Genomic DNA, 14,877 nt, shown 5'->3' with positions numbered 1-14,877 from the left:
AATACGAGTTTTGTCACTTTACGGTACCTAAGTGAAAGAAAAGTTCGACAGATTGTTCGAAAGAAAAACACAAAAAACCTCCGACTCAATTGCCGGAGGTTTGTACATTTTAATTATTTGCGACGACGATTACGCAAAAACGTAGGAATATCTAAGCCATCGTCTTGTTGGGTCTGTTGCTGACTGCGCACAGGTTCTTGATGAACCGGTTGCTGATGCGGCTGCTCTTCATGACGAATTTGATTGTTTGGAGTCGGATTACTTTGTGGTGCTTGCGTCTCACGTTGACGAATTCCGCCATATCCAGCTGCTCGTGTTCCTCGAACTTGAGTGATTTGCTCATCTGTGAAACCAGTCGCAATGACTGTCACGATGATTTCATCTTTCAAGTCATCGTTAATGACAGAACCGAAGATCATATTCACATCTTCATCGGATGCAGAAGCGACAATATCGGCAGCTTCTTGTACTTCGAATAGGCTTAAGTTAGAACCACCGGTAATGTTCATTAACACACCTTTTGCTCCGTCGATCGATGTTTCAAGCAAAGGACTCGAAATGGCTTTTTTAGCTGCTTCAGATGCACGGTTTTCACCAGTGGACATCCCGATTCCCATTAACGCTGATCCCTTATTGGACATGATCGTCTTCACATCGGCAAAGTCCAAGTTAATCAATCCAGGTACAGCGATCAAATCTGAAATACCTTGAACACCTTGACGAAGGACATTATCCGCTTCGCGGAATGCTTCAAGCATTGGTGTGTTTTTGTCTACAATTTCAAGCAATTTATCATTTGGAATGACGATAAGTGTATCGACAGATTCTTTCATTGCTGTAATTCCGCCGATTGCTTGTGTCGAACGTTTACGTCCTTCAAATGTGAATGGACGAGTCACAACACCAACTGTCAACGCTCCAAGATCTTTGGCGATTTGAGCAATGACAGGAGCTGCTCCAGTACCAGTACCGCCCCCCATACCTGCAGTGACAAATACCATATCAGCGCCTCGAAGCGCCTCTTCCAATTGTTCACGGCTTTCTTCTGCAGCCTTCTTACCGACCTCTGGGTTAGCTCCAGCTCCTAAACCACGTGTCAATTTCCCACCAATTTGAAGTTTCACTTCGGCTTGGGATAAGTTAAGTGCTTGTGCATCCGTGTTCACCGCTATGAACTCTACACCTTGTACTCCATGATCAATCATTCTATTTACTGCGTTATTACCGCCGCCACCAACACCGATTACTTTGATGACTGCAAGCGCTTCAATATTCGTATCAAACTCTAGCATCTCTTCTCCTCCTAATCATTCAACGTCTCATTTGGAACTCGAATTTATTCAAAAAAGCTGTCGAAAAAGCGTTTTGTTTTACCAAGTAATGAATCTTTTTCTTGTTTCGGTTCGTGACTCCTTCTTGCAGCAGGTGCAGCAGCTGTTTCATCATACGCTTGTCCCATTGGTTCAGAGTGACCTTCTCCAAAGAATGTATCCTCCATACTCGCATAACGAATTAGGCCAACAGCTGTTGAGTACATCGGCTCACGTACACCGATATATTCTGGTGTATGGATTCGGACGCGCGTGTTGAGTACATGACGTGCCAGTTGCAAAATGCCATCCATTTTGGTCGTGCCACCAGTCAACACAACACCACCCGGAAGATCCCTGATACCCAAGCGATACAACTCTTCAAGGACAAGCTCAAAGAGTTCCTCGAGTCTTACACCGATAATCTCCGATATGTATTTTTGGCTATACTGATCTTTTGTATCTGCACCAATTACCGGAACTTCAAATAGCTCGTCATCAGATGCATCATCGTAAAATGCATGACCATATTGGTGCTTGATTTTTCTTGCTTGTTCAGTCGGCGTTTTGAGAATAATCGAGAGATCTTTCGTAATATGATCCCCACCGACAGGTAATACTGTCGTCGCGGCGAATCGATTTTCCCAGAACACGGAAACTGTCGTTGAACCGCCACCGATATCGATGAACGCCGTTCCATGATTCATTTCATCTTCTGTTAACGCGAACGTCCCGGAAGCGAGCGGCTGTAAATAGATTTCACGAATGGACAGCCCAGCGCGTTCTACACAACGAAGGATATTGTGCACTAGTGTTTTCGATGTGGTAATCATTGTACCGTCCATTTCTAGACGTACACCGATCATCCCTCTAGGATCTTTTATCTCATCATAATCATCCACGATGAATTGCTTCGGAATGATATTTACAATTTCTCGTTCAGGTGCAACAGACATTACTTGTGCAGACTCCATGACTCGGTCTAAATCGTCGTCAGTAATTTCACGGTTCACAGAGTTTACAGCGACGACACCTTTTACGTCTTGAAGAGTAACACCATTTGATGGGATTCCAAGAACAACCTCTTTAACTTGTAATCCTGTCATCCGTTCTGCTTGTTCTACTGCTTTACGGATAGATTGTACTGTTGCGTCAATGTCCACAATGGATCCTTTACGAATACCGGCAGATTGAACATTGCCTACCCCGATCACATGTAGGGACCCGCCATCCACCTCGCCGATTAGGACTTTGATAGTGGAGGACCCGATGTCGAGTGATACATACATATTTGACTGACTCATCTTTGGCACCTCCCATTGTGACTCTTCTTCCATTCTATTGTATTCTTACTGCATTGTCTAAATATTTTCGCCATCCCCTCTCGAAATCCTCTCATTTTGAAGTATTTGTCGTAGAAACTTTTCGATACTCTGACCATTTAGTGAGTAATACCCGTCGAATAACGGCTAAATTCTGGAATAACCGGACTCCAAATGCAAATATAGCAGCTAAATAAAGATCCACACCTAAGTGTACGCCAAGGAATGCGAGTCCTGCAGCCAGTAATATATTGAAGAAAAATCCTGTGATGAATACTTGATCATCATACACCCTTTGCAAGTGAGCTCGGATGCCTCCAAGCAAGGTATCGAGTGCTGCCAATACGGCAATTGACAAATAATTACCGTATTCTTGTGGAATCTGGATATCTGAGAGAAATCCTAGCGATACCCCAAGTATTAACCCCAATATTGGTAACCACATTGTCAGCCCCCCTTTGGCAGTTCTTTGAGAAAGTGATTCTCAAATTTATCGATTCGACCATTTATCGTTACTTCAGATTGAGGTTGTCCAACCTCTAACACAAAATCATCTAAGTAGAAGTCATCGAGAATGGATGAGGATTGTAAAAAGTTATATAACTTTTCACTACTCTCCATATCTGCAGAAAGGATTTTTATTTGAAATGGAGGTAACGACACAGCCAATCCATTCACTGTTGTCTCACCATTTATGTCCCGGATGGCACTTAACCCCGTCACACGTTTTCCATCTATCTCCATGTCAATCCCTTTAAAACGATTCACTTCATTGACAAAGCGCGTCAATAATTCAGGACTCACTTCGTGAAGTGGGGTACCGAATGCAATACTTTCTTCAGAAGGGACGACATCTATTACAATGCCCGCACCCGTTTGGTCTATCATTCCTGCTTGTCCGTATAAATCATGAACCGTATCGGCTAATGCTTTACCTGCACTTGCTCCTTCGGATGCATTGTACTTCCCAATTGTTTTATCCAGTTCACGAACTTCAGTCAATAATTCTGAATGGAGTTTCCGTTCCTTTGCTAACTCGTTTCTGATTGCCCACAAGTCCCGCGTATCTCGCTCTTCCGGCTGCTGAACAGTATTGTACTGTACCGCAACCATAAAACCGACAATGAGCAGGATGAAAGTGAACATCCATTTACGCTTCATACACACTCATCCTCCCTCGTCGGATCGAATTATCCTTGTATATCATCCCGTAGTGCAGGCATGAGAATCTCTTTTCGTTTTTCGATTTTCATCTCAATGTTATCTGATAACAAACTATCCATTACGCCTCCTTTTAGCATCAGCGACGAGTTAAGCGCATTGGAATCCCCTATCGCTTCAACCACGAAAGGAGCAGGATAGGTTTGTCCATCAATTGTAATGACGGGCCCCGTACATTTTATACTGGAGTTCGCATTCAAACGTTGACCATTAATCGAAAGCGCTTGAGCTCCTGCAATTTTGAGTTCGTTGACTACTAATAGAACTTGGCTCTCATGGACAATATATTCATTCGGATTTTGTTCAGCCGGATCGTAATCTCCATCAGCCAGTTCCACTCGAACCCCTTGTCCGCTTGCTGGAACAACTCCAAGTAGTAACCGGAGACTTTTTGCTTCTTTGACGAGCAAATCATGATTTTCTTCCGTGTCACTTAAAGTTTGTTCAACTTCTGCAATCGTCTTTTGTTTTGATGAAATTTCATCAGTTAGCTGCTTGTTACGTTCTTTTTGTTCGATTAATTCCTCTCGAAATCCCTCTTCTTTCGAATCGATTTGAGAGCGAAGTTGCTGTGTTTCAGACCCTGGACCGAGCGTACGATAGGAAAAGGATAAAATGAAACCAAGCACTAAAAATACGAGGGCATAAGAAATACGGTTATTCCTTTTTTTTCGATCACTCGTCTTCAGACTCACTGTCATCACCTTTTTCTTCGTCCGCATTTTCTTCATCCACTTTACCTTCTTCACTTCCATACAATTTACTATACGGAGTGAAATACGTTCCTACTTCCACGTCAATCACGCCTTTTTCTGAACCATTCAGCTGATTCACAATTTCAGGATAATAAGATAGCTTCTCCGATAGCGTTCCGAGTAAAGCGTGAACTTCATATCCATCATCCATATACAAAATCACGCTGTCACCCTTTGAATCTTCCTGCTCCACAATTTCAGAAACGAGTTGGTAAACTGACTCGTCCAATTCCATAAGCTGTGAGGCTAGAAGTTTTCGCACATCTTCGTCTTCAAATCCATCCACAATCGGAATGTCCACTAAAGGTTTTTCAACAGGCGTGAAAACATCTCCGTTTTCAAGAAGAAGCTCGTATTGTCCTTTTCTATCCATCCACGCTATCGGGCTCCATTCCTTTACCGTAATGTGTACATCACGAAACCATTTTCGAGAAACAGTAGCCTCTTGTACACCTTCTACGGCACGAAGACGTTTGGTTGCATCCTCAATACCAAATCCCCATATAGAGTCACCTGAAGAGATCCCAGCTTGTTCTAAATAGAAATTCTTATCATGAAGCACGGAGCCTTCTAGAACGACAGCATCGATTTTACTCGCCTGCGATTGAAAGTAAAGGAGGACGAGGAGGATGGTGACAAATAAGAGTAAAATGATTACAAACTTCCTATTCGTCTTTTTACGACGCTTTTTGCGCATAGACGGAATCCGTTCTTCAATATCGATAACCTTCTCCATTTCCTCCCCCTCCTTTTCACTCAATCTTTCTTTTGTCTAGAAAAATGTAAAATCGTACCTACGGCAAGCCATGTCGTCAGCATCGAAGATCCACCGTAACTGATGAATGGTAAAGTAACACCTGTTACTGGAAGCAGGCCAGAAACAACACCAACATTCAAGAATGTCTGGAAGATAATGATGGATGCCATGCCAGATACAACAAGACATTCTTTCCATCCAGAAGTTCTAATAGCGACCCCGAATGCACCTATAAGTAAACAGACAAACAATAATAAAACAACGGTTGCACCTATAAAGCCAGTCTCTTCTGCAATAATCGAAAAGATAAAATCATTTTGAGGCTCAGGTAAGTACAAATATTTTTGTCTACTATTTCCAAATCCATGTCCCAGCAATCCTCCAGGCGCAATTGCAAAAAGCGATTGGATACCTTGGAAGCCTTTACCTAGCGGGTCACTCCATGGATCGATGTAGGATTTAATGCGGGCTAAACGGTAAGGTGCTGCTGCTATTAACGCAGCGAACGCTCCAACACCAGTTACACCTAACAAAGAAAAGAAAGTGAGAGGATACCCTGCAACAAACAATACGACAAAAGCTGAAACGATCATTATGACGGCTGAACCCAAGTCAGGTTGCATCATAATTAACGCAAAGGGTAATAAGATCAATGCGAAATGACGCCAATCCCAAACTTTCTGGCCCGATTTAGTCTTCATACTCATAGCAAGCTTCCCAATCAAAGCCACTTTCACAAACTCTGCAGGTTGCAAACTGATCGGACCAAATGCAATCCAACTTTGAGAACCATTTCTAACTGCGCCAATTCCCGGAATGAGCACTAACGTTAATAACACGACAGCTACAACATAAAATAACGTCCAAAACCTCTCCGTCGATAAGAGCGGGCTTCGCATCATCAAATAGGCAATGGTAATGGATACACCTATGTAAATAAGTTGTTTGAGGGCAAATGGAGCGGCATCAGCATAGCGGATTTCTCCCCAATAAGCTGCGGCTGAGTGGACGAAGAGCACACCGATTATCGTGAGAGCTACCGCTGAAAACATAAAGAGCATTCTATACTTTGAAAGCAGTGGATGCATCCTTTCGCTGTTAGATTTAAAGAATTAACGAATACTGATAGTTCATGCTTTTAGTTTTTGAACAGCTTCGATAAATTCATCGCCTCTTGCTTCAAAGTTAGGATACTGATCCCAGCTCGCACAAGCTGGTGATAGTAGAACTGTGTCTCCTATATCAGAAGCGGCGTAGGCTACCAGTATCGCTTCACGAAGAGTTCCTGCCTCATGAACAATTCCTACGCCGCATGACTCAGCGAACTGTAAGAGTCGATCACCCGTTTCACCAATTCCAATAAGCGCTTTGACATTGGTCATATGGGAGCGTAATTCCTCAAACGAATGTCCTCGATCCAAACCGCCAGCGATTAGAATTGTCGGTGTTTCAAATGAAGATAACGCACTTTTGGTTGCCAGCGTATTTGTCGCCTTTGAATCATTATAAAATTTCCGTCCATCATATTCCGTTACAAATTGCATGCGGTGCCTAACACCTGTAAACGAACTGAGTACACTTTCTATCGCACTTCGTTCACAGCCATACAACAATGCAGCAGCAGTAGCAGACAAAATATTTTCTAAGTTGTGCGCTCCAGGTAACGTAATTTTTTTCCTTGAGATAATCGGTTCACCAAGCCAGTATATCGACTCACCGTCTGCTGAAATTCCTTCAGAGCATCTTCCTCTTGTTGTAAAAGGAACCAGAGTGGCTTTTGAGTTTTCTATGAATCGCTTAATTACTGGTTGGTCTGCGTTATATATTAGGAAATCAGTTGCTGTTTGGTTTTTTGTGATTTGAGCTTTCGCTTCAGCATACGCTGTTGCACTACCGTGATAGTCCAAATGCGCCTCGTACAAATTTGTCCAAATTGCGATATGCGGACGGAACTCATCAACGCCCATCAATTGGAACGAAGATGCTTCTAAAACAATGACTTCATCAGCAGTTGCTGTTGAAGCAACTGTGCTGGCTACCGTTCCAATATTACCTGCTATTAGAGGGTGTCTATCCCCGATATTCAACATGTGATAAAGCAGTGTCGTCGTCGTAGTTTTTCCGTTTGAACCTGTAATTCCAATAAACGGTGCTTCGCTAATTAGATAAGCAAGTTCAATCTCTGTCCAAATCGGAATTCCGAGTTGCTCAGCCTGTAAAATAACAGGATTGGTATAAGGAATACCAGGATTTTTAACGATGAAGTCAAATCCAGCATCTAAGATATCTTCTGGATGTCCACCACAAATCACATGGACTCCTTGTACCCGTAACTCTTCAGCAAGTGGGTTTCCATTATCCGGTGCCGAGTCATTTAACGTAACAGATGCCCCGCAAGTTGCAAGCAACGAGGCAGCTGCATGACCACTTTTCGCCAATCCTAGCACGAGTGCTTTTTTCCCTAAAAACTGTGCTGCGTTGTGCATTTACATCACCTCCATAAGTACAGGTACGATTGCAGCAAGAAATGCAATTCCCCAAAAGACAAGAACCACTTTCCATTCAGACCATCCAGAAAGTTCAAAATGATGATGAATCGGACTCATCTTGAATACCCGTTTGCCTGTCGTTTTAAAACTAATCACTTGAATAATCACGGATAATGTTTCAATTACATATACAATCCCGATAATGAGCAACAAGAACTCTTGCTTAATGAGCATTGAAATCATTGCCAGTGCTCCACCAAGTGCTAGTGAGCCTGTATCTCCCATAAACACTCGCGCTGGTTTCATGTTAAACAATAGGAAACCAAGCATGGCTCCAGATACGACAAATGAAAACATTGCGATATCTTGCTGATTATAGGAAACTGCTAGAATTCCGAAAGCAGAAAATGCAATCGATGACGTACCTGAAACAAGGCCATCCAATCCATCTGTAAGATTCACAGCATTTGAAAATCCAACGAGCCAGAAAATCAGGAATACGACATAAAAGATTCCCATATCGATTTCAAATCCTGTAAAGGGAATCGAGATCACTGTATCAAAAGGTCCTAATTTCAATAGGAAAAATGCAAATATCGCAATAATGATTTGACCAATCAGTTTTTGTAGTGATGTCAGACCAAGATTTCGTTTCATTACCACGATAATGAAGTCATCTATAAACCCGATGACTCCAAATCCTACCAATACAAGCAATAGAACAATTGTCTGCGTAGTGAGTACGCCATTTATGTAAGACAAAATAGGCGTTGCGATAAGAATCGCGACAAGAAAAATCAGACCGCCCATTGTAGGTGTCCCTGCTTTTTTCAAATGGGCTTGAGGACCTTCTTCACGAATGCTTTGACCGAATTTCATCCGTCTTAGCAGTGGAATGATCGCATAACCCAGTAGAGCTGTAAGCCCAAATGTTACGGCAATAGCCGTGATTGTTGTGACGAGCGTCATGTCTAGTTCTCCTTCTGTGTTCCCAAACAAGTTGTTGGTTCAGTCATGTTTGCACAATTACTCTGTATAAACGTGAATTACATCTCCTTCATTCACTTCTGTTCCTGGTACAGGTAACTGCTTATTAACTTTCTTACCATTTCCATGCCATTCAATTTTAAGCGTATATTGCTGTTTTGCAACTTCGTCTTTAGTCAATCCTCGAAGATCTGGAATTTGCTGCGTAATGGGATCGCCCCAACGATATTCTTTTTCCAACTGATCTTTTTGTGGTTTGACACCTGCCAACGGCGCAATTTCTTCAATGATTCTTCCGACAATCGGAGCTGCAATGACTCCTCCGAACTGAACTGAGTTTTTAGGATTATCAATTGCTACATAGACGACTAATTCAGGATCATTTGAAGGTGCAACCCCAATGAATGAGACAATGTAGTCTCCTTCTTTATACTTTCCATCTTGAACTTTTTGCGCAGTCCCCGTTTTCCCACCGACTCTAATTTCATCGACAAACGCATTACGTCCTGAACCATTGGCAACAACAGATTCCAATGCTCTTCTAACTTCAGCAGAAGTCTCTTCACTAATAACACGGCGCTTCATCTCAGGTACGTACGATTGAGATGCTTTACCATCAGGTCCAATAATTTCCTTGACGATATATGGTTTGTACAGCAATCCACCGTTAACCGCTGCTGCTACAGCCTGCACTTGTTGAATTGGAGTTACCGCTATACCTTGACCAAAAGAAGTGGTTGCTTGCTCAACAGGTCCAAACGCATCTTTAGCAAATAAAATTCCTTTTGCTTCACCTGCAATACCCGATTCTGTCGATTCACCAAATCCAAAATCACGAATATAAGAAGAAAGTTTCTCTTCTCCTAGACGTCGTCCAATTTCAATGAAGCCCGGGTTACATGAGTTTTCAACGACTTCCAGAAATGATTGATGGCCATGACCTTCCCGCTTCCAGCAACGCAAGCGAGCTCCACCTACCATAGTATACCCTGGATCATTGAAGGTTTCATGGTCTAAGTCAATAACTTTTTCTTCCAGTCCTGCCGCTAATGTCATAATCTTAAATGTGGAACCCGGTTCAAACGTCATCCAAACCGGTAAGTTTCGGTTGTAAATATTAGGATCAGCTTCCTGATAGTTTGCTGGATCGAATGTTGGTGCCGACGCTAAAGACAGAAGCTCCCCTGTTTTAGGGTTCATCACAATCGCAAGTGCTTGAGCGGCATCATACTTTTCCATAGCTTGTGAGAGTTCTCGTTCAACAATTTTTTGTATCTCGGCATCAATTGTCAAAACTACGGATGAGCCCTCTTTTCCGTCCTTGAAGTCATCATCTACATGGGGGAGTGGCACTCCTCTTGCATCAGTATACATTCGAATTCTGTCCCCTGTTCCGTTCAGAAATTCGTTGTATGCATATTCAATACCAGCAAGACCTTGACCATCATAACCTGTAAATCCTAGAAGACGTGAAAGTAGTTCGCCATTTGGATAGCTGCGCATGAAATCTACACCAGTGTAGAGACCAGGGATTTTCAACGCAGAAATCTCATCAGCTTGAGCTTTCGCAATGTTTTTTCCTTCTGGTGCCAATTTAACCATATAATCTTTTTTACTCATTTTCTCGGCTAACTTCGCCTGATCGACTTGGAGGATGGGAGCAAGTTTCGCTGCCGCATCTTCAGGATCAGGGTTTTGAGCAGGCATGAAGTAAAGCGTAGGGGCAAGTTGGTTCCCGACAATCAATTTGCCATTTCGATCCACAATCTCTCCTCTCACCCCGCCAAAAGGAATTTCTCGATCCCAGTTTGCTTGCGCGCGCTCTTTTAGCCATTCATGTTTAATGATTTGTGCATGAAATAATTTCCCGACAGTTGCTCCCAGTAGGAGTAAAAAAATAACAAACACGGCTCGCAGTCTCTTTTTAGACCGCATTCCGATTATTTCTTTCAAAGAGCTTCACACCTCTCGTTTTATTGCTAATTTATGAGAGTGTATGCTCAGCTATTCATCAACCACCAATAATTTCAGGTTCTTCTTCTGATTCGGGCTTCGATTGGTTAAGTTCTTCGGGTTCTTCTAGTGTAATTACGATTGGGTCATCTCCGGACACGGATGCACCTTTCGATAGGCTTTGTTTCACAACGAATCCTTCCCCATTAAAGCGTATATCTAGACCCGAGAAGTTCTTGAACACTAATACTTGTTTCTTGGACCATCCTGTAAAGTCAGGAAGCATAGTTTCCCCAGAAGTTTTGAGAAGCACAAGTGAGCCTTTAGTTAACTTAGTGTTGACGGCTGGAGACTGCTGAACGACTTTACCTGGTTTTCCGACAACGACTGGTTTTAATCCTAATTCTGTCAAACTCGCCGTTACTTCTTCTGATAATTTACCTGTATAATCTTTCAGTTCCAACGACTTATCAGGTTGTTCAGCATCAGGAGCAATATTTAAATACTTCAAGCTACTTTCCATGATAGATGTGAAAATTTCTGAAGTCGGGTCTGATCCATATTGACCCGCTTTCAATTTAGGCTTTTGAACGAGTACATACGTTAATAACTGTGGATCATCTACTGGAGCCATTCCAAGGAATGAATACAGGTAATTACCATCCCCTGCAATATATCCTCCACCTGATGATTTTGGAATTTGTGCAGTACCTGTTTTTCCACCTGCATCATATCCCTCTAAAGCGAACTTTTTACCAGTTCCATGTTCAGAAGTAATAACAGAAGCTAGAATTTCACGCACTTGTTTAGCGGTTTGTTCACTAATTGGGCTCTTTTTCTCCGTAGGTTCATGTTTCTCGACGACCTTGTCTGTATTGGGATCAATAATTTGGTCAATCACATAAGGGGTCATCATCTTTCCATTATTCGCGATGGCTGTTGCTGCCTGTACCATCTGAATCGGAGTAACAGTTGAACCTTGTCCGTATGAAGTTGTGAGTCGCTCACTTGGATAGTTAGCTAACAGAATACCAGGTGCCTCATTCGGCAAATCGATTCCGACTTTCTTCCCAAATCCGAATTCCTCAAAGTATTCAATAAGTGTCTGATCTCCCAATTTCTCAAGCAAGTATGCCATCGATACGTTGGACGAACGTTGGAATCCTTCAAGAAATGTAATCATCCCCCACCCGACCTTATTTACATCGCGAATGGTTTTATCATAAATTTCATATTGTCCTGATTTGTAGTAAGCATCGGGATCCCATTTGTTTTCTTCGATGGCTGCTGCAAGTGTAAACATTTTCATCGTCGATCCTGGTTCAAATGTTTCCTCAACAGCTTCATTAAGCCAATTCTCGGTCAATCCTTCGCGTGTTCCGGGATGGAAAGATGGACGTTGACTCATTGATAGAATTTCGCCGGTTTTCGGATTCACAACGACAGCAAGCATTTTTTCAGGATGGTATTTCTCCTCAGCCCGATTGAGCGCATCTTCTGTGAAATTCTCGATCGTTTTGTCTAGTGTGAGCTGTATAGTCTGGCCATCTTGTGGGGCTTCAATATTTTTTTTCGTATCTCGCAACTGAATTCCCCAGCGATCTGTTTTGAAGTCCGCTTTTCCGTCAATTCCGGTCAGTTGTTTGTTGTATGTTTTTTCGAGTCCCATCTTCCCAATAGTTTCGACAGTTTTGTCTTCCGTTTCTTCTGGCATCGCAAAGCCTACCAAATAAGAAGCAAAATTGCCATTCGGATAAAGTCGTTTTTTGTCCTCGAAGAAACGGATACCTGGTAAATCCTCTTTTTTGATAGCATTAGCAGCCTCATTTGATATGGAGCGGCCAGCCTTGCCGAATTCCACTTGATATGCTTTTTCTGGAGCATCTTCAAATCGTTTCAGGATAGCATCCTTGTCCATATCAATATACTTACTTAGCACTTCTGCAGTATGTTCAAAATCAGTTACATGTTGCGGTTTTTTAGAACCTTTACTTGCATCCTTACTAAGAACGGCAACCAACCGATAACTCAGCGTATCCGTCGCTATAACTTCCCCCGCTCGGTCAACAATCTGTCCTCGGTTTGCTTTTAACACACTTTCTTTTAAATATTTCTGATCTGCCATTGCCGCAAGGGGACGTCCATCGATTTGTCCGGTAATTTGGATTATAAGCATTCTTCCGAACAAAAGGAAAAAGAGCCCTCCAAATAACAACAGCATTAGAAAGGCTCCACCTTGAAATCGAAATTTCTTTTTATTCATCGTCCAGGCACGACCTTTACGTTACTTTCATTCAGATTCAAGCCAAGTTCTTTTGCTTTCTCCCAAATACGTTCGTACGTCGATTTCTCGCTTACTTGATTGGACAATTCAATATTCTGTTTTGATGTTTCCTCAATTTCATTTGAAAGGTAGTGCATATCTTTATTTGTATCATTGATTTGCGCCTGTGTATGAAGCACCATCGTTGAAAACATCACAACAGCCGCAATGAACACAACAGCTAGAAATTTTTCACCCGGCGATAAAAACTTCCGGGTTTTCGGAGCAGGTATCGATGCAGGACTCGCTTGAGTTTCCTGTTCCGGTATGTAGTTCGGTTGGATTTTACGTTGCTCTAGAGCCATTCATCCTCATCCCCTTTTCATTTTCTTTCAGCTATTCTAAGCTTTGCAGATCTTGCTCGTTTGTTCGCTTCTATTTCCTCTTCACTTGGCAAAATAGGTTTACGGGTAATCAGCTTCAATTTAACGTCAAGACCTTCTGGTATCACAGGCAAGTTGGGTGGAAGTTCCGGTAGAGAGGAAGCTTCTTTGAAAATCGTCTTGCACAATCGATCTTCCAACGAGTGAAACGTGATGACACTGATGCGCCCTTTAGGGTTGAGGAGTTCAATAGCATCTGTCAGCGATGTTTCTGCCGCACCTAATTCATCATTGACTGCAATTCGAATAGCTTGAAACACTCGTTTTGCAGGGTGGCCACCTGTTCTTCTTGCAGCTGCAGGAATTCCAGTTTTAATAAGCTCTGCAAGTTCCGCAGTCGTTTGAATCGGCTTTTCAGCTCGTGCTTCCTCGATTTTACGGGCAATACTTTTCGAGAATTTCTCTTCTCCGTAGCGGAAGAAAATACGAAGTAAGTCTTGATAACTCCATTCATTCACTACTTCAAAAGCAGTCAAAGCAGCTGTGGTATCCATCCTCATGTCCAATGGTGCATCATGATTGTAACTAAATCCTCGTTCAGGTGTATCCAATTGCGGTGAAGAAACACCAAGATCATACAAAATTCCATCAACAGATTCTATATCAATTCTTTGGAGTTCCTCTTTTAGCTGACTGAAATTAGCGTGAATGAACGTCACTCTATCCAAATACTCGGATAACGTATCTTTCGCCGCTTCGATAGCAGTCATATCTTGGTCAAAACAAATAAGTCTTCCTTTACCTGATAAACGCTTTGCAATCTCCGTACTATGTCCCGCACCGCCAAGTGTGCAGTCCACATAGATTCCTTCAGGTTGTATGGAAAGGCCTTCTACAGCTTCGTGAAGTAAAACAGTTGTATGATCGAACACTGGTACCGCCTGCTTTCTAAAATTAACGTCAAAATTCAAACTAACTCATCAAAAGTCAAAGTCCATAATATTCTCTGCGATATCGTTAAAGGATTCCTCGGACTCCTCGTAATAAGTCTGCCAATTTTCTTCAGACCATATTTCAAATCTTCCGGAAACACCAATAACCATGCAATCTTTAGAGATTTTGGCATAGCCAAGTAGTGAAGATGGAATATTTACACGTCCTTGCTTGTCCAGTTCAACTTCAGTTGCACCAGAAAAGAAAAATCGCGTGAATGCTCGGGCGTCTTTCTTGGTCACGGGCAGCGCTTTCAATTTCTCTTCGAGCTTTTTCCATTCATTCATTGGATAACCAAAGAGGCAATTGTCCAGGCCACGAGTCAACACAAATCCATCCGCAAGATCTTCCCTGAATTTTGAAGGGATTATCAAACGGCCTTTTGTATCGATAGTATGCTGATATTCGCCCATGAACATACCCTTCACCCCACTATATAAATTT

14 protein-coding genes are annotated in these 14,877 nt (G+C 42.4%); all 14 read right to left on the bottom strand.

From position 1 onward, the window contains the following. Positions 1-113: 113 nt before the first annotated feature. Positions 114-1,292, bottom strand: a complete 1,179-nt coding sequence (ftsZ, locus tag RL70_RS02515) for a cell division protein FtsZ (RefSeq protein ID WP_039041862.1) — start codon at positions 1,290-1,292, stop codon at positions 114-116. 44 nt (positions 1,293-1,336) lie between these two features. Continuing rightward, a complete protein-coding gene (gene ftsA, locus RL70_RS02510) occupies positions 1,337-2,614 on the bottom strand; it encodes a cell division protein FtsA (protein ID WP_039041861.1) in 1,278 nt (425 codons plus the stop codon). A 91-nt stretch (positions 2,615-2,705) separates the two neighbouring features. Further along, a complete protein-coding gene (locus RL70_RS02505) occupies positions 2,706-3,077 on the bottom strand; it encodes a small basic family protein (RefSeq protein WP_025785139.1) in 372 nt (123 codons plus the stop codon). Positions 3,078-3,079: 2 nt separating this feature from the next. Further along, positions 3,080-3,793: a DUF881 domain-containing protein gene (locus RL70_RS02500; RefSeq protein ID WP_039041860.1), complete on the bottom strand. Its 714-nt coding sequence runs from the start codon at positions 3,791-3,793 to the stop codon at positions 3,080-3,082. A 29-nt stretch (positions 3,794-3,822) separates the two neighbouring features. Next, positions 3,823-4,584, bottom strand: coding sequence for a DUF881 domain-containing protein (locus RL70_RS02495; protein WP_039041859.1), 762 nt, complete (start codon positions 4,582-4,584; stop codon positions 3,823-3,825). Continuing rightward, positions 4,529-5,344, bottom strand: a complete 816-nt coding sequence (locus RL70_RS02490; protein WP_039041858.1) for a cell division protein FtsQ/DivIB — start codon at positions 5,342-5,344, stop codon at positions 4,529-4,531. Before RL70_RS02490 ends, RL70_RS02495 begins: the two co-directional genes overlap by 56 nt. A 20-nt stretch (positions 5,345-5,364) precedes the next feature. Next, positions 5,365-6,417 (bottom strand): putative lipid II flippase FtsW, encoded by a 1,053-nt coding sequence (gene ftsW, locus RL70_RS02485; RefSeq protein ID WP_231567218.1) that lies wholly within the window; start codon positions 6,415-6,417, stop codon positions 5,365-5,367. Positions 6,418-6,495: 78 nt separating this feature from the next. After that, on the bottom strand, positions 6,496-7,851 hold the full coding sequence (gene murD, locus RL70_RS02480; RefSeq protein WP_039041856.1) for a UDP-N-acetylmuramoyl-L-alanine--D-glutamate ligase: 1,356 nt from the start codon (positions 7,849-7,851) through the stop codon (positions 6,496-6,498). After that, complete coding sequence (gene mraY, locus RL70_RS02475; protein WP_025785145.1) at positions 7,852-8,823, bottom strand: phospho-N-acetylmuramoyl-pentapeptide-transferase; 972 nt, start codon at positions 8,821-8,823, stop codon at positions 7,852-7,854. 57 nt (positions 8,824-8,880) lie between these two features. Beyond that, the gene (locus tag RL70_RS02470; protein ID WP_039041994.1) at positions 8,881-10,776 is read right to left on the bottom strand and encodes a stage V sporulation protein D; all 1,896 of its coding nucleotides are present in this window, start codon (positions 10,774-10,776) and stop codon (positions 8,881-8,883) included. 76 nt (positions 10,777-10,852) lie between these two features. Next, positions 10,853-13,015, bottom strand: coding sequence for a penicillin-binding protein (locus RL70_RS02465; protein ID WP_052245736.1), 2,163 nt, complete (start codon positions 13,013-13,015; stop codon positions 10,853-10,855). Between the two features lie 38 nt (positions 13,016-13,053). Further along, positions 13,054-13,422: a cell division protein FtsL gene (ftsL, locus tag RL70_RS02460; protein WP_039041854.1), complete on the bottom strand. Its 369-nt coding sequence runs from the start codon at positions 13,420-13,422 to the stop codon at positions 13,054-13,056. A 17-nt stretch (positions 13,423-13,439) separates the two neighbouring features. Continuing rightward, positions 13,440-14,372 (bottom strand): 16S rRNA (cytosine(1402)-N(4))-methyltransferase RsmH, encoded by a 933-nt coding sequence (gene rsmH, locus RL70_RS02455; protein ID WP_039041853.1) that lies wholly within the window; start codon positions 14,370-14,372, stop codon positions 13,440-13,442. A gap of 48 nt (positions 14,373-14,420) precedes the next feature. Continuing rightward, positions 14,421-14,852, bottom strand: coding sequence for a division/cell wall cluster transcriptional repressor MraZ (mraZ, locus tag RL70_RS02450; RefSeq protein ID WP_039041852.1), 432 nt, complete (start codon positions 14,850-14,852; stop codon positions 14,421-14,423). Positions 14,853-14,877 lie beyond the last annotated feature (25 nt).

This window comes from Sporosarcina sp. ZBG7A (assembly GCF_000813425.1).
Classification (GTDB): Bacteria; Bacillota; Bacilli; order Bacillales_A; family Planococcaceae; genus Sporosarcina.
Note: the sequence above shows the minus strand (reverse complement) of the source record. Positions and strands in the feature narration are given on the sequence as shown.